General features: G+C 64.0%; 14 protein-coding genes. 4 read left to right on the forward strand and 10 right to left on the reverse strand.

From position 1 onward, the window contains the following. Window positions 1-9: 9 nt before the first annotated feature. From AACH87_RS16085 to AACH87_RS16095, 3 genes are all read right to left on the reverse strand, one after another. Window positions 10-3,267 (reverse strand): efflux RND transporter permease subunit, encoded by a 3,258-nt coding sequence (locus tag AACH87_RS16085; RefSeq protein ID WP_338795492.1) that lies wholly within the window; start codon window positions 3,265-3,267, stop codon window positions 10-12. 27 nt (window positions 3,268-3,294) lie between these two features. Beyond that, window positions 3,295-4,557 carry an efflux RND transporter periplasmic adaptor subunit gene (locus AACH87_RS16090; protein ID WP_338795493.1) on the reverse strand — a complete coding sequence of 421 codons (1,263 nt, stop codon included), beginning with the start codon at window positions 4,555-4,557 and terminating at the stop codon, window positions 3,295-3,297. 265 nt (window positions 4,558-4,822) lie between these two features. Next, window positions 4,823-5,692, reverse strand: a complete 870-nt coding sequence (locus tag AACH87_RS16095; RefSeq protein ID WP_338795494.1) for an alpha/beta hydrolase — start codon at window positions 5,690-5,692, stop codon at window positions 4,823-4,825. Between the two features lie 209 nt (window positions 5,693-5,901). Here AACH87_RS16095 and AACH87_RS16100 point away from each other — a divergent pair, with 209 nt between their 5' ends. The 3 genes from AACH87_RS16100 to AACH87_RS16110 all read left to right on the forward strand — a co-directional run bounded on the left by AACH87_RS16100 (window position 5,902) and on the right by AACH87_RS16110 (window position 7,745). Then, window positions 5,902-6,831 carry a LysR family transcriptional regulator gene (locus AACH87_RS16100; RefSeq protein ID WP_338795495.1) on the forward strand — a complete coding sequence of 310 codons (930 nt, stop codon included), beginning with the start codon at window positions 5,902-5,904 and terminating at the stop codon, window positions 6,829-6,831. A 74-nt stretch (window positions 6,832-6,905) separates the two neighbouring features. Beyond that, window positions 6,906-7,235, forward strand: coding sequence for a VF530 family protein (locus tag AACH87_RS16105; RefSeq protein ID WP_338795496.1), 330 nt, complete (start codon window positions 6,906-6,908; stop codon window positions 7,233-7,235). 168 nt (window positions 7,236-7,403) lie between these two features. After that, complete coding sequence (locus AACH87_RS16110) at window positions 7,404-7,745, forward strand: DUF4148 domain-containing protein (RefSeq protein ID WP_338795497.1); 342 nt, start codon at window positions 7,404-7,406, stop codon at window positions 7,743-7,745. 88 nt (window positions 7,746-7,833) lie between these two features. Here the strand turns inward: AACH87_RS16110 and AACH87_RS16115 are convergent, their stop codons facing one another. The 3 genes from AACH87_RS16115 to AACH87_RS16125 form a co-directional block, all read right to left on the reverse strand. Then, the gene (locus tag AACH87_RS16115) at window positions 7,834-8,793 is read right to left on the reverse strand and encodes an alpha-E domain-containing protein (RefSeq protein WP_338795499.1); all 960 of its coding nucleotides are present in this window, start codon (window positions 8,791-8,793) and stop codon (window positions 7,834-7,836) included. Window positions 8,794-8,994: 201 nt separating this feature from the next. Next, the gene (locus AACH87_RS16120) at window positions 8,995-10,452 is read right to left on the reverse strand and encodes a circularly permuted type 2 ATP-grasp protein (protein ID WP_338795500.1); all 1,458 of its coding nucleotides are present in this window, start codon (window positions 10,450-10,452) and stop codon (window positions 8,995-8,997) included. A 308-nt stretch (window positions 10,453-10,760) separates the two neighbouring features. Continuing rightward, window positions 10,761-13,343: a DNA internalization-related competence protein ComEC/Rec2 gene (locus AACH87_RS16125; RefSeq protein WP_338795501.1), complete on the reverse strand. Its 2,583-nt coding sequence runs from the start codon at window positions 13,341-13,343 to the stop codon at window positions 10,761-10,763. 142 nt (window positions 13,344-13,485) lie between these two features. Here AACH87_RS16125 and AACH87_RS16130 point away from each other — a divergent pair, with 142 nt between their 5' ends. Beyond that, complete coding sequence (locus AACH87_RS16130; protein ID WP_338795502.1) at window positions 13,486-13,944, forward strand: RidA family protein; 459 nt, start codon at window positions 13,486-13,488, stop codon at window positions 13,942-13,944. A gap of 67 nt (window positions 13,945-14,011) precedes the next feature. Here AACH87_RS16130 and AACH87_RS16135 read toward each other — a convergent pair whose 3' ends face one another. The 4 genes from AACH87_RS16135 to AACH87_RS16150 form a co-directional block, all read right to left on the reverse strand. Then, window positions 14,012-15,568, reverse strand: coding sequence for a methyl-accepting chemotaxis protein (locus tag AACH87_RS16135; protein WP_338795503.1), 1,557 nt, complete (start codon window positions 15,566-15,568; stop codon window positions 14,012-14,014). 340 nt (window positions 15,569-15,908) lie between these two features. After that, complete coding sequence (gene parC / locus AACH87_RS16140) at window positions 15,909-18,266, reverse strand: DNA topoisomerase IV subunit A (RefSeq protein WP_338795504.1); 2,358 nt, start codon at window positions 18,264-18,266, stop codon at window positions 15,909-15,911. Beyond that, the gene (locus tag AACH87_RS16145) at window positions 18,263-19,117 is read right to left on the reverse strand and encodes a lytic transglycosylase domain-containing protein (protein ID WP_338795505.1); all 855 of its coding nucleotides are present in this window, start codon (window positions 19,115-19,117) and stop codon (window positions 18,263-18,265) included. The genes parC and AACH87_RS16145 overlap by 4 nt, the downstream gene beginning before the upstream one ends. A gap of 45 nt (window positions 19,118-19,162) precedes the next feature. Then, window positions 19,163-21,145, reverse strand: coding sequence for a DNA topoisomerase IV subunit B (locus AACH87_RS16150; RefSeq protein WP_338795506.1), 1,983 nt, complete (start codon window positions 21,143-21,145; stop codon window positions 19,163-19,165). Between the last annotated feature and the right edge of the window lie 80 nt (window positions 21,146-21,225).

Here is a 21,225-nt window from a genome sequence, read left to right on the forward strand (position 1 = left end):
CCAGCGGGGTCAGGCCGCGTCATGCGGGTTTCTGGGAGCTGCCAGCACAGGGTGGGCACTGCCCGCGGCGTGGCCCGCCTGAGGGCCGTGCGGGGTGTGAGAAATGGGCGCCACATGCGCACCGTGCTCCACCAGCGGGCGGTTGCCTGCCAGTTTGCGCAGCAGCACATAAAACACGGGCGTAAGGAACAAGCCAAAGGCCGTCACCCCGATCATCCCGGCGAACACGGCCACGCCCATGGCGCTGCGCATTTCTGCGCCCGCACCGGTGGACAGCACCAGAGGCAGCACCCCCATCACGAACGCCAACGAGGTCATCAGAATGGGGCGCAGACGCAGGCGGCTGGCCTCAATGGCGGCCTGCACCGGGCTGCGGCCCGCAAACTCCAGCTCGCGCGCAAACTCCACGATCAGGATCGCGTTCTTGGCCGACAGCCCCACCAGCACGATGAGCCCGATCTGCGTGAACACGTTGTTGTCGCCCTTGGTGAGCCACACGCCCGTCATCGCCGCCAGCAAGCCCATGGGCACGATCAAGATGATGGCAATGGGCAGCGTAAGGCTTTCGTACTGCGCCGCCAGCACCAGGAACACCAGCAAGATGGCCAGCGGGAACACCAGCACCGCGGAGTTGCCCGCCAGGATTTCCTGGTAGGTCAGCTCGGTCCATTCAAACGTGATGCCCTGGGGCAGCGTCTCGGCCGCGATGCGCTCGATCGCCGCCTGAGCCTGGCCCGAAGAGAAGCCGGGCGCGGGGCCGCCGTTCACATCAGCGGCAAGGTAGCCGTTGTAGCGCATGGCGCGTTCAGGGCCAAAGCTGGGCTCGATCTTCATCAGCGCCGACAGCGGCACCATCTCGCCCGTGCTAGAGCGCACCTTGAGCGCGGCTACGTCCTCAGCCCGCGCACGGTAGGCCGCATCGGCCTGCACACGCACGCTGTAGGTGCGGCCAAACTGGTTGAAGTCGTTGGCGTACAGGCTGCCCAGGTAGATCTGCAGCGTATCGAAGATGTCCGTCACCGGCACACCCAGCTGACGGGCCTTGGTGCGGTCGATGTTGGCGTACAGCTGCGGCACATTGACCTGCCAGCTGGTGAACAGGCCAGCCAGCTCAGGCGTCTGGTAGGCCTTGCCCATGAAGGCTTTCACTGCGGCGTCCATGGCTTCATAGCCCAGAGAGGCACGGTCTTCGATTTGCAGCTTGAAGCCACCGGTGGTGCCCAGGCCTGCCACGGGAGGCGGCGGGAACATGGCAATGAACGCATCCTGGATGCTGCCAAACGCCTGGTTCAGCTGCATGGCCACGGCACCGCCGCTTTGGTCGGCACGGGTACGCTCGGCAAAGGGCTTGAGTGTGACGAACACGATGCCTGCGTTGGAGCTGTTGGTGAAGCCGTTGATGGACAGCCCCGGGAAGGCGATGGCGTCTTCCACATTGGGGTTGGTCTTGACGATCTCACCCATGCGGCGGATCACGTCGTCCGTGCGGTCCAGCGTCGCACCGTCCGGCAGCTGCGCGAAGCCCACCAGATACTGCTTGTCCTGCGCGGGCACGAAGCCGCCGGGCACCACTTTGAACAGGCCCCAGGTCACACCGACCAGCGCCAGGTACACCGCCAACATCAGCGCCTTGCGGGTGATGACGCGCTGCACACCACCGCTGTAGGCGTTCGAGCCGCGCTGGAACACGCGGTTGAACGCGCCGAAGAAGCGCCCCAGCACCCGGTCCATGCCGCGGGTCAGCGCATCCTTGGGCTCATCGTGCCCCTTGAGCAGCAGCGCGCTCAACGCTGGCGAAAGGGTCAGCGAGTTGATGGCCGAGATCACCGTAGAGATGGCGATGGTGACCGCAAACTGGCGGTAGAACTGGCCTGTGAGCCCGCTGATGAACGCCAGCGGCACGAACACCGCGACCAGCACCAGCGCAATGGCGATGATGGGGCCGGAAACTTCACGCATGGCACGGTAGGTGGCCTCGCGGGGGGTGAGGCCTTCTTCGATATTGCGCTCCACGTTCTCCACCACCACGATGGCGTCGTCCACCACGATACCGATGGCCAGCACCAGGCCAAACAGACTCAGGGCGTTGATGGAGAAACCCAGCAGGTGCAGCACGGCAAACGTGCCCACCACCGACACCGGCACCGCCAGCAGCGGAATGATGGACGCACGCCAGGTCTGCAGGAACAGGATCACCACGATCACCACCAGGGCGATGGCTTCAATCAGCGTCTGGATAACCGACTTGATGGACGCACGCACGAACTGCGTGGGGTCGTACGCAATGCGGTATTCCACGCCTTCGGGCATGTTCTTCTGCAGCTCGTCCATGGTCTTGCGCACATTGGCCGAGATATCGAGCGCATTGGAGCCCGGCGCCTGGAACACGCCCATGCCCACAGCGGGGTCGTTGTTGAGCAGCGAGCGCAACGAATAGTCGGCGGCACCCAGCTCCAGGCGGGCGATGTCGCGCAGGCGCGTCACTGCGCCATCGGCACCGGTCTTGACGATGATGTCGCCAAATTCCTCTTCGCTGCCCAGGCGGCCCTGAGCGTTGATGGACAGTTGCAGGTCCACACCGAGCAGACCTGGCGATGCGCCCACCACACCGGCCGCAGCCTGCACGTTCTGACCACGGATGGCGGCTACCACATCGCTGGCCGACAGGCCACGCTGCGCGACCTTTTGGGGGTCGAGCCACACGCGCATCGAATAGTCGCCCCCGCCGAAGATTTGCACCTGGCCCACGCCGCCGATGCGAGCAAGCCGGTCCTTCACATTGAGCACCGCGTAGTTGCGCAGGTAGTCAATGTCATAGCGGTTGTTGGGCGATACCAGGTGCACCACCATGGTCAGGTCGGGAGAGCTCTTGACGGTGGTGATGCCCAGGCGGCGAACCTCTTCAGGCAGTCGCGGCTCAGCCTGAGAGACACGGTTTTGCACCAGCTGCTGCGCCTTGTCCGGGTCGGTGCCCAGCTTGAAGGTCACGGTCAGCGTCATCGTGCCATCGGTGGTGGCCTGGCTGCCCATGTAGAGCATGCCTTCCACACCGTTGATGGATTCCTCCAGCGGGGTGGCTACGGTCTCGGCAATCACCTTGGGGTTGGCACCGGGGTACTGGGCACGAACCACCACGGAGGGTGGTGCGACCTCAGGATACTCAGAGATAGGCAGACCGCGCAATACGATCAGGCCCGCCAGAAAGATGAGCACCGACAGCACCCCGGCGAAGATGGGGCGGTCAATGAAAAAACGGGACAGGTTCATACAAAAATTCCTGGTTCCTCACTCCACTCAGACGGCGGGCGACTTGCTGGCACCTTGGGCTTGCTTGCGCTCACCGGGCACCTCGGCCTTGGCTGCCATGGGCACGGCTTGCGGGGCCAGCACCGCACCGGGGCGCACCCGCTGCAGGCCATTGACCACAATGGTTTCGCCCGCCTTGAGGCCTGATGTCACAACGCGCAGCCCATCTACAGGGGCACCCAGAGTGACCTCGCGGTACTCAGCCTTGTTGCCCTCTGCCACCACCATCACAAACTTCTTGCTCTGGTCTGTGCCCACGGCGCGCTCATTGATCAGCACGGCCTGGGTGTTGCGGGCCTGCCCCATGCGGATGCGGGCGAACTGACCGGGGATGAGCGAGCCGTCGGCGTTGTCAAACACGGCACGCACCCGCACCGTGCCGCTTCGGGCGTCCACCTGGTTGTCAATCAGTTGCAGATGGCCGTTGTAGGGCGTGCCGCCACTGGTGCCTGTACCCATCTGCACCGGAATGCGCTCGATGAGCTGGCGCGCGCTCTGGCCCTTGGAGCCGCTTTGCAGATCCTGCAGGGCCTTGACCACGATCTGCTCGTCGGTATCGAAGCTGGCGTAAATGGGGCTGACCGATACCAGCGACGTGAGGACCGGAGCCCCCGCCCCTGCGGCCACGAGGTTGCCTACGGTGACTTCGATGCGCCCCACTCGCCCTGCCACGGGGGCTCGCACCTGGGTGTAAGACAGGTTCAGACGCGCCGTCTGCAAAGCGGCCTGGGCTGCACGCAGGTTGGCATCGGCTTCACGGTGGGCGTTTTGACGCTCGTCGTGCTCGCGCTGGGCAATGGCGCTCTCCTGCAGCAGGCGGGTAGAACGCTCCAGCTCACTGCGGGTATAGGACAGACGGGCCTGGGCCGCCGCCACCTGCGCTTCGGCACGGTCCACCTCTGCAGCGTAAGGCGCAGGGTCTACCGTGAACAGCAGATCGCCCTGGCGCACCAGCGCGCCTTCGCGGAAGTGCACCGCCAGCAGAGCCCCTGCAACGCGAGGGCGTACATCCACACGCTGCACGGCTTCGAGCCGACCTGAGAACTCGTCCCACAAGGCAATGTCTTTTTGCAGCACGGCAGCCACAGAGACGGGAACGCCCGCAGGCGCGCCCCCAGCAGGGGTGCTTTCGGCATGAGAGTCGCGCAAGCCCAGGCTTGCGCCACCGGCCACAGCCGCAGCAGCAGCCAGGGCACCCGCAGCAGCCCACCAGCGGCGGCGGGGAGATGAAAGCAATGTGTTGTGATCCATGGTGTTTTCCTCCGTATCAGTCATTCGGTCATTCGGTCATTCGGTCGTGTCGTAACCCGGGCAGTGCGCCGCTGTGACTTGTGGGTAAACCACGGCACGGACACGCACCCGGAAAAATGGCAGGCAAAGCAATGCCCTCCAGCCCCCAGGGCCGGATATCGAAATCTCGTCAAAAATCAAAAGACAACGCAGCAGCTTCCAGCCCGCTCAAGGGGCTGGGAAAATGCAGAAAGCGAGGTCTTAAAAAATCAGCAGGTCAGCAGCGTCAGGAGGACTCCCGACATCGGGTGGCTTCAAAAAACCGCCGAAACTCTTCCTGCACAGCCCCAGCGCAAGGGCATTCGTGCGGACCGGTTTCAAGCAAAGGCTCTGGCCACTTTTCCGCTTTGGCGAATACATGCTGGGTCACTTGCAAGCCCGCTGCACGCAGGCGGGCAGCATAGGCAAGCGCCTCATCACGCATGGGATCGGTATCACCCACCAGCACCAGCGTAGGCGGCAGGCCCGCCAGCCGGTGGGCTGAGGCGGGCACGGCATAAGGGTGCTCTGCATCGCGTGGGCAACGCAGAAAATTACGCCAGCCTTCCACCCACTTGCAGTCCACCGCATCGCCCGTCATGCGGCGCTGTGACGCAGAACCTACGCAGGGGTCCAGCATGGGAGACAACAGAATTTGACCCGCCAGGGGCGGGTGAGATTGATCGCGGGCCATCAGCGCCACCGCGGCTGCCAGGTTGCCACCCGCCTCTTCACCCGCAAGGTACACAAGGGCACCCTGACCACCCAGCTTGGTGCGGTTGCGGTGCACCCACTTGAGTACGTCGTAGCCCGTATCCACAGGTTGCGGAAACGGGGTCAGCGGGTAAGCCACCGACACCACCACCGCACCCGCCCCTTCCAGCAGATTGCCCACGGTGCAGCCGTTGTCCAGATCACCGGAGACAAATGCACCGCCATGAAAATGCACCACCACCGGAGCGATGTGCCCTGCCTTCTTGCGGCCATACATGCGCACCGCCACCTTGTTGCCTCCGGCCAGGTCAATGGCGCTATCCACACAGCGCGCAGCAGCAGGACGCACCTTGGTGGCTGCTGGGGATGGCGGTGTGACTGAGCGAGGTGTATCGGACGGCATGGCAGGGGCCTGTAGTGAGGAGGTCAGAGTGATTGCGATGTTGGGGAATGTACCGGCTGCGTGCCAGCAGATAAACCCGGCAAACACCACAGCAGTGTTTCCAAAACCTCAACAATCAAAACATGGGTTGCGTGTGAGAATTCTTCAGCGCCTACAGAACAAGTTCTGTAGGCGCTGATCAACAAGTTTCCAGGATTCCAGGAGGGGCGATGGACCAGATACAGGCCATGCGCATATTCACCCGTGTCGTAGAAGCCGGAACGTTCACGCGCGCAGCAGATTCGCTGGCGCTACCCAAGGCCACCGTCACCAAACATGTACAGGCACTGGAAGAGCGCCTGCGCGTGAAGCTGCTCAACCGCACGACGCGCCGTGTCACCGTGACTGCCGATGGTGCCGCGTACTACGAGCGCACGGTGCGCCTGCTGGCGGATTTGGACGATATCGAGGCCAGTATGACCAACGCCCGCGCCAATCCCATGGGGCGGCTGCGGGTGGACGTGGGCACATCGGTAGCGCAGTTGCTCATCATTCCTCACCTGGCGGACTTTCAGAAGCGCTTTCCCGACATCCAGCTCGACCTGGGAGTGAGCGACCGCCCGGTGGACCTGATCGGCGACAACGTGGACTGCGTCATCCGCGGGGGTGAACTCTCGGACCAGTCTCTGGTAGCCCGGCGCATTGGCAACCTGGAATTCATCACCGTGGCATCGCCCGACTACATTGCGCGCCATGGCACACCCCAGCACCCGCTGGAGATTGAAGAGAAGCACACCAGCCTGCTGTATTTCTCGCCCCTGTCCGGGCGGCACTACCCGCTGGAGTTTCGTCGGGGCGGAGAATCCATCGATATCACCGGCCCCTATCAGGTGAGCGTGAACGAGGCCAATGCCTATGTGTCAGCAGCCCTGCATGGCATGGGTGTGGCGCAAATAAGCAGCTTTCAGGCGCATACGCACCTGAAGAGTGGTGCCTTGGTGCAGTTGCTGCCCGACTGGACACAACCCCTGCTCCCCATCTACGTGGTGTACCCGCCCAACCGCCACCTGAGTGCCAAGGTGCGGGCTTTCGTGGACTGGACGGCAGAACTGTTCCAGCGCGAGCCCCATCTGCAGGCCCATGAGAAGCGGAACACCTAGTCCACTGAATACTTGAAATCAGCCCACGCGATACCCCATCGCATGAGGTCGCCGCAAAGCGTATCCTCGGGTCCATGAAATCTGCACCGCCCACCGCCGCTGGCCCACAAGAGCAAGACACCGCGCTCTCTGCACAGGCCGCCACGGCACCGCCACCCACAGCCCCCGCAAAGCAGCCCCGCAACCCTCTGCACGGCATCACCCTGGAAGCGATGGTGGTGGAGCTCTCTAGCTACTTTGGCTGGAAGGAACTGGGGCAACGCATTCCTGTGCGCTGTTTTCAGCAAGACCCCAGTGTCAGCTCCAGCCTCAAGTTCCTGCGCAAAACCCCCTGGGCCCGCGAGAAAGTGGAAAGCCTGTATCTCTTCATGCAGCGCGAGCGGCGGCGCACGGGTGAAGGCTGAGAGCCCACCACAGAACCTGTTCCAAGCTCCAATTCACGAACGGCAAAAGCATTTGGCACCCCTCCTGGGTGCTTTCATCGCAAGGCGCTGGAACACACGACAGGCCCCGGGCACAGTGACATCCACGGAAGGCATTTCGCCAGCCGATGACAGACACAGGAGCCTATCGTGCAGCTTTTCGCCTCTATCCCCTCATCGTTTCAAAACACCGTTGTGCGCCACACACTGGCTTGCGCCGCAGGCCTGGTGCTGGGCCTTGCCAGCGTGAGCGCTAGCGCCCAAGTCACTACCGCGCCCGATCAGGCTGCAACGCAGCCACAAACACAGCTGTCCACACAGCCCCAAGGTCGCACCCGGGCCGAGGTGATTGCGGAGCTGGAATGCGCCCGTGCATCGGGAGAGATGGAAGCGGCAATGCTGGAGTCATACGGGCTATCCATGGAGCGCGTTCAGAAAACATCCTGCGCCACAGCCCTGGCCAGTGAACGCAGCCAACCGCTCGCTCGCTGATGCCGAGGGGCTGCCCTGCAGGTGTCTTGCCCAGTCCACCGGATCAGAGGCATCCGGGGACTGAGCAAATGGCTGCCCGGCGGCAGACTCAATGCGTGGTGGGCACCAGAAAATCCCGGCTGATGCCTGCACCCAGCTCATTGACCTTGTCGAGGAACTGGGTCAGGAAGGCATGCAGGCCTTGCGACAGGATCTCGTCGATACGACCATACTGCAAGTCTGCCAACAAGCGACCAGCACGGCGTTCCGTCTCTGCCGAGTGATCATTGGTCAGCACATTGAGGTTCTGCACCACCTCGTGCAGGCTGGCGTGCAGCGACCGGGGCATGTCGCGCTTGAGAATCAGCAGGTCCGCCACGCGGCCCGGCGTGATCACATCGCGGTAGACCTTGCGGTACACCTCAAACGCTGACACGCTGCGCAGGATGGCGCTCCAGTGGTAGAAATCGTTCTCCTGGTTGCGCTCGCTGGCACGGCCAAAAAAGTCGTTCTGCACCGCATGGAACTTCACATCCAGCAGGCGCGCGGTGTTGTCCGCCCGCTCCAGAAAGGTACCCATGCGCAGGAAGTGAAACGCCTCGTCCTGCAGCATCGTCCCCGCCGTCACGCCGCGCGAGAGGTGGGAGCGGTACTTCACCCATTCAAAGAACTGCCCAGGGTCCCGCTCAAAGGCGTTGCCCTCCAGTTGGCGATGCAGTTCCAGCCAGGTCTGGTTGATGGTCTCCCACACCTCGGTGGTGAGCGCACCGCGCACGGCACGGGCGTTCTCACGCGCTGCGCGCAGGCACGAGACGATGGACGATGGGTTGTACCCATCACGCACCATGAAGTCCAGCACGCTGGCTGGCGTCACTTCGCCGTACTTGGCCGTGTAGGCCGGGATGAGTTCGCTGATGGACAGCAGCCCTTCCCAGCCTTCCTGGGCAGCCTCCGCAGCCTGTGGCAACAACGATGTCTCGTAGCTCACGCTCAGCATGCGGGCGGTGTTCTCTGCCCTCTCTGTGTAGCGGGACATCCAGAACAAATGGTCAGCAGTGCGGCTCAGCATGCGGCCTCCTTGGTCAAACAGGGCAGAGAACCCCGCGCGTGCTGCGCACGCCCGCAGTGTTGTGTTGAAAGCCCGCCTGCGGCAGGCTTTTCTGCCCTCTCTGTGTAGCGAGACATCCAGAACAAATGGTCAGCAGTGCGGCTCAGCATGCGGCCTCCTTGGTCAAACAGGGCAAGTCAGTGAAAGGGCTACGGCTCAACATCATTCAGCCCCTCCATTTCCAAGAACCCAGGTATCTTTAGTGCCGCCGCCCTGCGATGAGTTGACGACCAGCGAGCCTTCTTGCAGGGCTACGCGGGTAAGGCCACCAGCCACCATCTGCACTTCCTTGCCGCTGAGCACAAAGGGGCGCAGATCAATGTGGCGGGGTGCGATGCCGCTGTCCACAAACGTCGGGCAGCTGGACAGGCTCAACGTGGGCTGGGCAATGTAGCCAGCAGGGTTGGCCAGCAAGGCACGGCGGAAGTCTTCGATCTCGGCCTGCGTGGCAGCCGGGCCGATCAGCATACCGTAGCCACCGGCTCCATGCACCTCCTTGACCACCAGGTCCTTCAGGTTCGCCAGCACGTACTGCAAGTCGTCGTGCTTGCGGCACATCCAGGTCGGCACGTTCTTGAGGATGGGCTCCTGACCGAGGTAGAAGCGGATCATCTCGGGCACGTAGGGGTACACCGACTTGTCGTCCGCCACGCCCGTGCCCACAGCGTTGCAGATGGCCACATGGCCTGCACGGTAGGCCTCCATCAACCCATGGCAGCCCAGTGTGGAGTTGGGGCGGAACACCTGCGGGTCCAGGAAGTCGTCGTCCACCCGGCGGTAGATCACGTCCACCCGCTGCAGGCCACGTGTGGTGCGCATGTAGACGAACTTGTCCTTGACCACCAGGTCTTGTCCTTCGACCAGCTCCACACCCATCTGCTGGGCCAGGAAGGCATGCTCGAAGTAGGCGCTGTTGTACATGCCAGGCGTGAGCACCACCACCGTCGGCTCGTCGGCCGTGGCAGGGGCGCTGCCACGCAGGGTTTCGAGCAGCATGTCGGGGTAGTGGGCCACGGGGGCCACCTTGTGCAGGCTGAACAGTTCCGGGAAGAGCCGCATCATCATCTTGCGGTTTTCCAGCATGTAACTCACGCCGCTGGGCACACGCAGGTTGTCTTCCAGCACGTAGTACTCGCCCTTGCCCTGTGCATCGGGGGCGCGCACGATGTCGATACCGGCAATGTGGGCGTAGATGTTCTGGGGGACCTGCACGCCCGCCATCTCGGGTCGGTATTGGGCGTTGTCCACGATGAGGTCTTTGGGCACCACACCGGCACGGATGATGTCCTGCCCGTGGTACACGTCGTGGATGAAGCGGTTGAGTGCTGTGACCCGCTGCACCAGCCCCTGCTGCATGCTGCTCCATTCGTGCGCCGGGATGATGCGGGGGATGAGGTCGAACGGAATGAGCCGCTCGTTGCCTGCACCGCCTTCATCCTTGGCGCCGTACACGGCAAAGGTGATGCCTACGCGCCGGAAGATCATTTCGGCTTCGGCCCTGCGGGCCTGCATCACGTCAGAGGGCTGCTGGGATAACCACTGCGCATAGCGCCGGTAGTGTTCTCGCACGTCACTGCCTGCATAAGGAAGCGTGGCGTACATCTCGTCAAATTTCTGCATGAACTGGCCTCCTGTGCAGTCAGGATAGCAAGTTGTGCGCCCACATCCGGGCAGATCAGCGGTGGACCCGCACAAACCCTGATATGGCTCGAAATCTTGCGCAAACCAGCACCGCCGCGCCTGACATTCCGCAGCGCATTCAACGCCTTCACCGTTGCAAGTATTTGCTTACACGGCATGCCTTGTTGAGTCTGGCGTCGGGCTTTGCCAACTCAAAAAGCGCGGGACTTAAATTGAACCGTGCATCTGGCAAACGCCACAAAACCCTCGCCCAGAGTCGAGAGTCCACCGACGAAACACCCAGCGCATCACTCAGGCACCCGGTGCTGCCAGTAACGGCGGCCCGTGTCGCGCTCACAGGCAACAGCGTCGGGCTGGGAGGACGCCCACTGGGCCGCCCCACAGTGCGTGGACTGCACCACCTGCACATCACGCTGGCGATAGCGCTGCAGCACCTCGGGAGCCGGATGCCCAAAGCGGTTGCGGTAACCCGCCTGCACCAAAGCGGTGCGGGGCGCCACCGCATCCAGAAACGCCGCACTGGACGAGGTTTTGCTGCCGTGGTGGGGCACGAGCAGCCCATCGGCCCGCAGTGGGGCCGAGCGGGCCAGCAAGGCCTGCTCCTGCTCCGCCTCAATGTCACCCACCAGCAGGGCCACCACCGGATCGTCCCGGTGGTCGGGCCCCTCGCTAACCACTTTCCCATCTGCCGCGCCCACAGCCGCGCTAGCGCCAGGCTGGGTAGCCACGCGCAGCACGCAACTCAAGGCATTGGCGCGCGGCGCGCGGTCCGTTTCGGCTTCCAGCGGATGGAGCACTTCGAAACTCACGCCATCCCATACCCAACTCTGGCCCGCTTGGCAGGGGGTGGCAGGGCGCAGCGCCTGCAGGGCATGCTCCGCCTCAATGGAGCCCGTCAGCGCCGCAGATGGTTGCTGCGCCAGCACCGCGGCAGCACCGCCCGTGTGGTCTGCGTCGCGGTGGCTGAGCATCAGCACATCCACCTTTTCGCCCAAGGCACGCAGCAGTGGCACCAGCACCCGGTGCCCGGCGTCACTCTCGCGGCTGAATCGCGGCCCTGCGTCGTAAAGCAAAGTGTGATGAGCCGTGCGCACCAGCACAGCGTTGCCCTGGCCAATGTCCGGGGCGAGCAATTCAAACTGCCCTGGCACGGGCCGGGGCGGCTGCCAGCACAGCAAGGGCACCACCAGTGGCACCGCCCACAGACGCAGCGCCCAAGGCAGCCGCATGGCCAGCAGGCAGCCGCCCAGCAACCCCAAAACGCCAGCCCACCATGGCGCTGCAGGCAGGAACCACACCGCCCAAGACCAGCCCGCCAGCCACTGCAACAAAGCGGCAAGCGGCTGCAAGGCCCACGCAGCCAGAGACCACAGCGGGGCGAAGAACACGCCCGCCAGGGCCAGTGGCGTCACCACCAGCGTCACCCACGGAATCGCCACCGCATTGGCTGCAAAACCCACTAGCGACACTTGGCCAAACAGCACCAGCCCCAGCGGCGTCAGCGCCAGCGTGACCACCCACTGTTCCCGGAGCAAGGCATAAAAATGGCCTCTAGCGCCCGTCTTTTGAGCGGAGCCAGCTACAAAATCAGTAGCAAACAGCACACCCACCGCAACAAAGCTCAACCAGAACCCCGCCTGCCACAGCGCCCACGGGTCGGCAGCCACCACCGCCGCACAGGCCAGCAGCCAGATATGCGGCCAGGGCCAACGCCGCCCGCTGATGCGCAAGGCCGCCACCACCGCCAGCATCAGCACTGTGCGCTGGGCGGGCACGCCCCACCCACTGAACAGCGCATAGGCCCCGGCCAGCAGCACACCACAGACCAGGGCCGCCGCAGGTGCGGGCACTGCCAGGCACAGACGCGATGAGCGACGCCACAACGCCCCCACACCCGCTGCAGCCAGCCACGCAAACAGGGTGATGTGCAGCCCCGAAATGCTCATCAAATGCGCAACGCCGGTGGCGCGGAAGATGTCCCAGTCGGCCCGGTCAATGGCGCGCTGGTCGCCGGTGACCAGTGCCGCCACCACACCGGCAGCGCGGGTGGCTGCAGCATCGTCGGCACCAGCGGCACCAAGGGCCAGACGCTGCACGATGGCATCGCGCACCGATTGGCGCAGTTGCTCTACCGGGCGGCTCCAGGTGGCTGCCAGCCGCTCAGGGGGCGCATCCCGCGGGCCCGCGCGCACATAGCCCACCGCCTGCACGCCCTGCTCCCACAGCCACAGCTCGTAATCAAAACCATGCGGGTTACGCAAGCCATGCGGTGCCTTCAGTCGCACGGTCATGCGCCAGCGCTCGCCCGCCCGCAGATCAGGGGGCACGCGCTGCAGGTCTGCCACGCCAGCGGTATCCCGCCAAGCACCACCGTACCAGGAGACCTCGATCACCGTTGGCAACACGACCGCCCGGCCATTCCATTCGGCAGATTCCACTTCCAGCCGCAAGCGCGTGCCCAGCTCGCTGCGCTGGGGCATGGCAGCCACTATGGCCGTCACGCGCACATCCTGGCCCTCCAGCTCAGGTGCCAGGGCCTGGGCCGCAAAACTGGTGGCCCGCCACCCACACACGCCAAACCCTGCCACAGCCCCCAGCAGTAAAACCGCCACGGCACGGGCCCCGAGCATGCGCCGCGACCTGAGCCACCGGGGCAGCGCCCAGCCCGCCATCAGCGCGGCCAAAGCCATCAGCACGTATGCAACCTGCGACCACAGGGCAGACTGCCAAAGCTGCAGCGCAGTGCCTGCCACCCAGCCCAGCAAACCTGCTGGCACCTGCCACAAGGAGCCCGAAGCCTCGGCCAGCTCCGGCTCCGCAACCGGCGCGGCCGCGTGAGGGGGCTTATTAGGAGGGCTTATGGCAAACATGGGCTGATGCTAATGCGAGCCGCAGGCAGCCTGGGCCGTGCCAGCGGCTGCCCGGCTGTGTAACACTTGGCGCCGCACATCCGGCGGTGCGCCTGCGCTGCCGGTTTCACAACCCATCCGCAACCCATCTGGAAGACCGACCATGAGCGTTTACGACAAGCTGAAAGAACTCAACATCACCCTGCCCCCCGTGGCCGTGCCTGCCGCAGCCTACGTGCCCTACGTGCAGACGGGCAACCTGGTGTTTCTGAGCGGCCACATCGCCCGCAAGGACGGCAAACCCTGGGCCGCCCAGTTCGGCAAGAACATCACCACCGAAGAAGGCAAGCTGGCAGCCCGCGCTGTTGCCATCGACCTGCTGGGCACGCTGGAAGTGGCTACCGGCAATGACCTGAACCGCATCAAGCGCATCGTCAAGGTGATGAGCCTGGTGAACTCGACAGGCGACTTCACCGAGCAGCATCTGGTGACCAATGGCGCCAGCGAACTGCTGGGCCAGGTGTTTGGCGACAAGGGCGTGCACGCCCGCAGCGCCTTTGGCGTGGCACAGATTCCCATGGGTGCCTGCGTGGAGATTGAGCTGATTGCCGAGCTGGCCTGATCGCTCTATGCAGCCTGTATAGGCTGCTCTACCCCCTTTTCAGCGATCCATGCGAAGGGGGCGCATGTCAGGCGGCGAGCTTGAAGCGCTCCACCATCTGCGTCAAGCGCGCGGCCTGCTCGTTGAGGGACTGGGCTGCCGCAGCAGACTCCTCCGACAAGCTGGCGTTTTGCTGCACCGAACTCTCCAGCTCCAGCGTGTCGCTGTTGACCTTGCCAATCAGATCAAGCTGGTTTTGCGAATCGCGGGCAATGGACTCGATGAGCTGTGCCACCCGCTCCACCGCGTCACGGATCGAGGCCGTGGCATCGCCCGTTTCGCGCACTTCCTGCACTCCGGCAGAGACATGCTCCAGCGAGTTGTGAATCAACCCCTTGATCTCCCTGGCAGCCTCTGCACTGCGCTGGGCCAGGTTGCGGACCTCGCTGGCCACCACAGCAAAACCCCGCCCCTGTTCACCGGCCCGGGCCGCCTCCACCGCGGCGTTGAGGGCCAGGATGTTGGTCTGAAAAGCAATGCTGTCGATCAGCCCGATGATGTCGCCGATCTTGCGCGAGGCCTGCTCAATGTCCTGCATCGTGGACATCGCCTGATTCACCTTCTGTTCGCCAGCGCGCGAAGCCTGCCGTGCCTGGTCAGCCAGGGCATTGGCATCTCTGGCGGACTGGCTGTTGTGCCGCACCGAATCCGAAAGACCGTCCACCACGGACTGTGTGCGCTGCAAGGTGGCCGCAGTGCTTTCGGCCCGGTTGCTCAGGTTCAGGCTGCCCTCGCTGATTTCGGTGCAGGTCTGGTAGATGGCATGGGCCGCATCAGACACACCGCCCACCAGCTGGTGCAGATTGCTGCGCATGTGTTCCTGGGCGCGCAACAGGCCGCCAATTTCATCGTTGCGCTGCACCACAACGGCGGTCGACAGATCATGCCGCGCCATGCTGTTGGCCGCCTGCACAGCCCCCGCCAGGCCTGACACCACGTCCCGCGTCAAACGCCACCCCATGGCGGCGGCAAGCACCAGAGCCAGTGCTGCCCCCAGGCTGAGCATCCACCGGGCCGAGGACACCATCGCGCCTGCGGCGCCTGCAGCCTGGTTGACTTGCTGGTCATCCCAGGCCCCCAGCGCACGCACGCCAGACCGCCAGTCATTGAGCCGCTGCTGCCACTTGGCGTTGTCGGCCGAAAAACTCAACCGCACCATGAGCGCAGCAGCCCCTTCGCCACTGTCGCCCGCCTCTTTGCGTCCCATGGAGACAATCTCCAAACTGCCCAGAGCCGCAGCACGTGCTGTGCGATTGAGCTCCAGCCCCTCAGCCTCTGCCGTCAAAGACTGGGCCACATCGCTGTATTCCATGTACTTCTTGCCAGAAGCCTCGATCAGCCGCAGGCTGTCGGCCAACTTGTCTGAGGGTGTCGATTGCAAACCGGGCAGCATGCGGGCCACCGTTTCCATCTCACGCTCCATGCTGCGAATGGCCTGACTGCGCTGGGCGCCCGTGCCCGCCACCTGCACCAGGGTGTCGCCCAACACACCAATACGATGCAAGGCCAAGGCCGTGAGCCCCACCAGAATGGCAAGCACCAGCCCGAAACTCAAGACCATCCGATGGGTCAACGACGCGGGCATCAAAGAAACGTTGAAAGACAAGTGGCTCACCTTTTCTGAAGACAGTCTTCAGAGACTAGCAGCGCCACTCATCACACATCTCATGGTTTATCCGTAGAAGGCCACAGAGGGAAAACACCCTCTGTACACCAGCAATCAGAGACCTCTTCTCTTCCATCCTTGAGCACCTGGGCGCGCTCGCGGCTTTCCAGCCACCGGATCAGAGATCAGATGTGCGACAACAACTTATCAAGCCAGCACGGGGTATTGAGTGGGATCAGACCCGTCTGACGGCACGCGATTTATCCAACACAAGCCCTCTTCCTCCGCGTGATCAGGGCTTGATGGACACAGCGAAAGGTCACTCCACGCGGGTCACAGTCTGGGGCTTGAAGCCCAGATCGGCCGCCTTCCCCTTGCGGCCCCGTGCGGCACGTGCGTTGTTGAGGCTGCGGATTTCCAGCGTTTCGTCGCGCACCTTGCCGCCCCGGCCAATGCCGTCCAGCCGGATGCTGCGGGTGTAGGCTGCAGCGCCCGCCAGCTGGTCCTTGTCTTCCAGATCAATCAGCATCAGGCCGCGGCCACCGTTGGTCATGGTCTTGAGTTCGGTGATCTCAAAGGTCAGGATGCGACCGCCCACGGACGCACAGGCCACATGCGTGGCGGGCAACACGGGCTTGCTGCCGGAAGTACCTGCCACATGCGAAGGCACGCACACGGTTTCGCCCTCGCCCAGCGTGAGGAAAGCCTTGCCGCCCTTCTGGCGCGAGACCATGTTCTCTACCGCCGCCACAAAACCGTAGCCGCCTGAACTGGCCAGCAGCAGTGTGGCCGTGGCAGGGCCCGCGAAGTAGTGCAGCAACTGCGTGCCCGATTCCAGCTCGATCAGCGTGGTGACGGGCTGGCCATCGCCCCGCGCACCGGGCAGGGCCGACACTGGCACGGAATACACCCGGCCGTTGCTGCCAAAAGCCAGCAGCGTGTCCACCGTGCGGCATTCAAAGGTGCCGTAGAGGCCGTCACCCGCCTTGAAGGCAAAGCTGGCGGCCTCGTGGCCATGGCCGGTGCGGGCGCGCACCCAGCCTTTTTGCGAGACCACCACCGTGACGGGCTCGTCCACCACCTTCACTTCAGCCACGGCCTTTTTCTCGGCCTGAATCAGCGTGCGGCGCGGGTCGGCAAAGGTCTTGGCGTCCTGCTCAATCTCCTTGACCATGGTGCGGCGCAGGGCGCTGGGGTTGTTCAGGATGTCTTCGAGCTTGCCCTGGCTCTCGCGCAGTTCTTTCAGCTCTTGTTCGATCTTGATGGCCTCGAGCCGCGCCAGCTGGCGCAGGCGAATTTCAAGAATGTCCTCGGCCTGCCGGTCGCTGAGGTTGAAGCGCGCAATCAGCGCGGCCTTGGGTTCCTCGGCGTGGCGGATGATGGCAATCACCTCGTCGATGTTGAGCAGCACCAGTTGCCGCCCCTCGAGAATGTGGATGCGGTCCAGAACCTTGTCCAGCCGGTGCTGGCTGCGGCGGGTGATGGTGGTCTGGCGGAAAGCGATCCACTCTTCCAGCATCACGCGCAGCGACTTTAGCACCGGCTTGCCGTCGAGCCCCACCATGGTGAGGTTGATGGGGGCCGAGGTCTCCAGGCTGGTGTGGGCCAGCAGTGCGGTAATCAGCTCTTGCTGCGGCGTCTTGCCCGTCTTGGGCTCGAACACCAGGCGCACAGGAGCGTCTTTGCTCGACTCGTCGCGCACCACATCCAGCACCGCCAGCATGCTGGCCTTGAGTTGGGTCTGCTCCTGGCTCAGCGCCTTCTTGCCCGCCTTGATCTTGGGGTTGGTGATTTCCTCGATTTCTTCCAGCACGCGCTGCGTGCTCACGCCGGGCGGCAGTTCGTTGACGACCAGTTGCCACTGGCCGCGCGCCATGTCCTCGATCTTCCAGCGCGCACGCACCTTGAGGCTGCCGCGGCCCGTGCGGTAGGCATCTGCAATGTCGCCGGGGCTGCTGATGATCTGACCGCCGCCGGGGTAGTCCGGGCCGGGCACGATGGCCAGCAGCTCTTCCTGGCTCAGCGTTGGCGTCTTGATGAGTGCGATGCAGGCATCTGCAATCTCGCGCAGGTTGTGGCTGGGGATTTCAGTGGCCAGCCCCACAGCGATACCGCTGGCACCGTTGAGCAGCGCAAACGGCAGGCGGGCGGGCAGCTGGCGCGGCTCCTGGGTGCTGCCGTCGTAGTTGGGCATGAAATCGACGGTGCCTTCGTCAATTTCGTCCAGCAGCAGGCTGGTGATGCGGGAGAGGCGCGCCTCGGTGTAGCGCATGGCCGCAGCGCCGTCGCCGTCGCGGCTGCCAAAGTTGCCCTGGCCGTCGATCAGCGGGTAGCGCTGCGCAAAGTCCTGCGCCATGCGCACCAGCGCGTCGTAGGCCGACTGGTCGCCGTGCGGATGAAAGCGGCCCAGCACATCGCCCACCACGCGGGCGCTCTTGACGGGCTTGGCAGGCGTGTTGCGAGTGGGCCCACTGAAGCCCAGCCCCATGCGATCCATCGCATAAAGAATGCGCCGCTGCACGGGCTTGAGGCCGTCGCACACATCAGGCAAGGCGCGGCCCTTGACGACGGAGAGGGCGTATTCCAGATAGGCGCGCTGCGCGTAGCCGCCCAGGTCCAGGGCGTCGCCGCCGTCATCGCCGGTGGTCGTGAAATCGGAGAGAGTGGAATCGCTCATTCGTGAAGAGAGGTCGAGAAAGTTTCGTTGGCCTGGCGGGGCAGCGCCACCTGCACATCCGCAGGCATGCCGCCGCGGTTTTGTGCACCGCCTTGCACGCCTTGCAATTGCATGCGCACACGCCCGGGCACCGCCCGTTGCGCCTGCACCGGAGCAGGCGGTTTGAGCTGTGTGTAAAGCGCCATCACGGTGCGCACGTAGTTCTGGGTTTCCTTGAACGCAGGAATCTGGTTGCCCGCCTTTTGCACCGCGCCCTCGCCTGCGTTGTAGGCCGCCAGGGCCAGATCCATGCGGCCCGGGAACAGGTCCAGCAGATAGCGCAGGTAGCGCGTGCCAGTGGGCACATTCACGGCCGGGTCCGTCAGCTTTTGCTCCACGGTGCGGCGCGCATCGGCACGCACCCCGAAACGGCTGGCCGTGGCAGGCATGAGCTGCATTAAGCCCACCGCCCCCTTGGGCGACACCGCCTGGGTATCGAAGCCGGATTCGGTTGCAATCAGCGCCTGCAGCAACTCGTAATCCACCGCCTGCTGCTGGGCTGCGGCGCGCAGGTGGTGCTTGATGCTTTTGTAGCCGGGGGCAATGTCAAAAAACGCCAGCAACCGCGCACCGGCACTGGGCAGAGCATGCGGCATGGGTGGCTGGCCTGCCGGGCCGTCGCGGGTGGAATCGAATTCGGTGCCGCGAAAGAACAGCTGGTAGCGCTCATCGAGCTGCTCGGCCGCAAAGTGCGTCACGCCGCGCTCGTCCACATGCGCCCACAGGTCTGCGTGGGCTTGTTGCTGCAAAAAGCAGAGCGACAAGCCCAATACAGAAAAGCGCAAGAGGCCTTTTGGGCGCGACGTTTTCATGAAAGACAGCGGAGCCGATTTGGTCAGATGGGGGTCAGAGGGAGGTCAGATATCGATCTCCACCGCATCGCCGTGCAGCTCCATCAGTTCGCGGCGCGCGGCGGCCTCGCCCTTGCCCATGAGCTTGGTGATGAGGCCTTCGGTAGCGGCGAAGTCGAGGTCTCCCAACTTGACGGGCAGCAGGCGGCGGGTGTCGGGGTTGAGCGTGGTTTCCCACAGCTGCTCGGCATTCATCTCGCCCAGGCCCTTGAAGCGGCTGATCTGGCACTTGTCGCGCGGCACGCCTTCCTTGGCGCATTTGTCGAGTATGGAATTGAGTTCCCCATCGTCCAGCGCATACATCTTGGCAGCAGGCTTTTTGCCACGCGCAGGCACGTCTACACGGAACAGCGGCGGCCGTGCCACATAGATGTGACCCGCTTCGATGAGCTTGGGAAAGTGGCGGAAGAACAGCGTGAGCAGCAGCACCTGGATGTGCGATCCGTCCACATCCGCATCACTCAGGATGCAGACCTTGCCGTAGCGCAGGCCGCTCAGGTCCGGCGTGTCATTGGGGCCGTGTGGGTCCACACCAATGGCGACCGAGATGTCGTGGATTTCGTTGTTGGCAAACAGGCGGTCGCGCTCTACCTCCCAGGTGTTGAGCACCTTGCCGCGCAGGGGCAGGATGGCCTGGCTTTCCTTGTCGCGGCCCATCTTGGCGCTGCCACCGGCCGAGTCGCCTTCCACCAGAAACACCTCGTTGTGGCTGGTGTCGCGGCTTTCGCAGTCGGTGAGCTTGCCGGGCAGCACGGCCACGCCAGAGCCCTTGCGCTTTTCCACCTTCTGGCCCGCCTTCTGCCGGGTCTGCGCGGCCTTGATGGCCAGCTCGGCCAGCTTCTTGCCGTATTCGACATGCTGGTTCAGCCACAGCTCCAGCGCCGGGCGCACAAAGCCGCTGACCAGGCGCACCGCGTCGCGTGAATTCAACCGCTCCTTGATCTGGCCCTGAAACTGCGGGTCCAGCACCTTGGCTGAGAGGACATAGCTGGCGCGCGCAAACACGTCTTCGGGCAGCAGCTTGACGCCTTTGGGGGCCAGGCTGTGCAGCTCGATGAAGCTCTTGACTGCGTTGAACAGGCCATCGCGCAGGCCGCTGTCGTGCGTGCCGCCCGCGCTGGTGGGGATCAGGTTGACATAGCTCTCGCGCACCGGAGCGCCCTCTTCGGTAAAGGCCACGGCCCAGGCAGCGCCTTCACCTTCGGCAAAGCTCTCATTGCCGCTGTCGGCAAAGCCTTCGCCTTCAAACAGGGGGATCACCGGGTCGGCAGTCAGCGTCTGCGTCAGGTAGTCGCGCAGGCCGCCCTTGTACTGCCAGGTCTGGGTGTCACGCGCCTTCTCGTTGATGAGCGAGACGGACACGCCAGGCATCAGCACCGCCTTGCTGCGCAGCAGGTGGGTCAGCTCGCCCATGGGCAAGGCGCTGGACTCGAAATACTTGGCATCCGGCCACACGCGCACGGTGGTGCCCTGCTTGCGCTCGCCTTGCTCCAGCGGGCGGACCACCAGCGCTTCGATCACATCGCCGCCAGAGAAAGCCAGACGCGCCACCTGCCCCTCGCGGTGGCTGGCCACCTCCAGCCGCGTGGCCAATGCGTTCGTCACCGACACGCCCACGCCATGCAGGCCGCCCGAGAAGCTGTAGGCACCACCCTTGCCCTTGTCGAACTTGCCGCCCGCGTGCAGGCGGGTGTAGACCAGTTCGATCACCGGGGCCTTTTCTTCGGGGTGCATGCCAAAGGGAATGCCGCGGCCATCGTCCTCCACACTGACCGAGCCATCGGCGTGCAAAGTCACCTTGATCTTCTTGCCATGCCCTGCCAGGGCCTCGTCGGCAGCGTTGTCCAGCACTTCCTGGATGATGTGCAGGGGGTTGTCGGTGCGGGTGTACATGCCCGGACGCTGCTTGACGGGCTCCAGGCCCTTGAGCACGCGGATCGAGCCTTCGGAATATTCGTTTGCGGAAACAGAGGAAGGTTTGGCTGCCATGGCGCGGATTGTAGTGCGGCAGCGCAGCAAAGGCTGGATAAATAAACAGCCTTCAACTCATCCCTCGTTTGCTTTCCAGA

This window comes from Acidovorax sp. DW039 (assembly GCF_037101375.1).
In the GTDB taxonomy this organism is placed as follows: Bacteria; Pseudomonadota; Gammaproteobacteria; order Burkholderiales; family Burkholderiaceae_C; genus Acidovorax.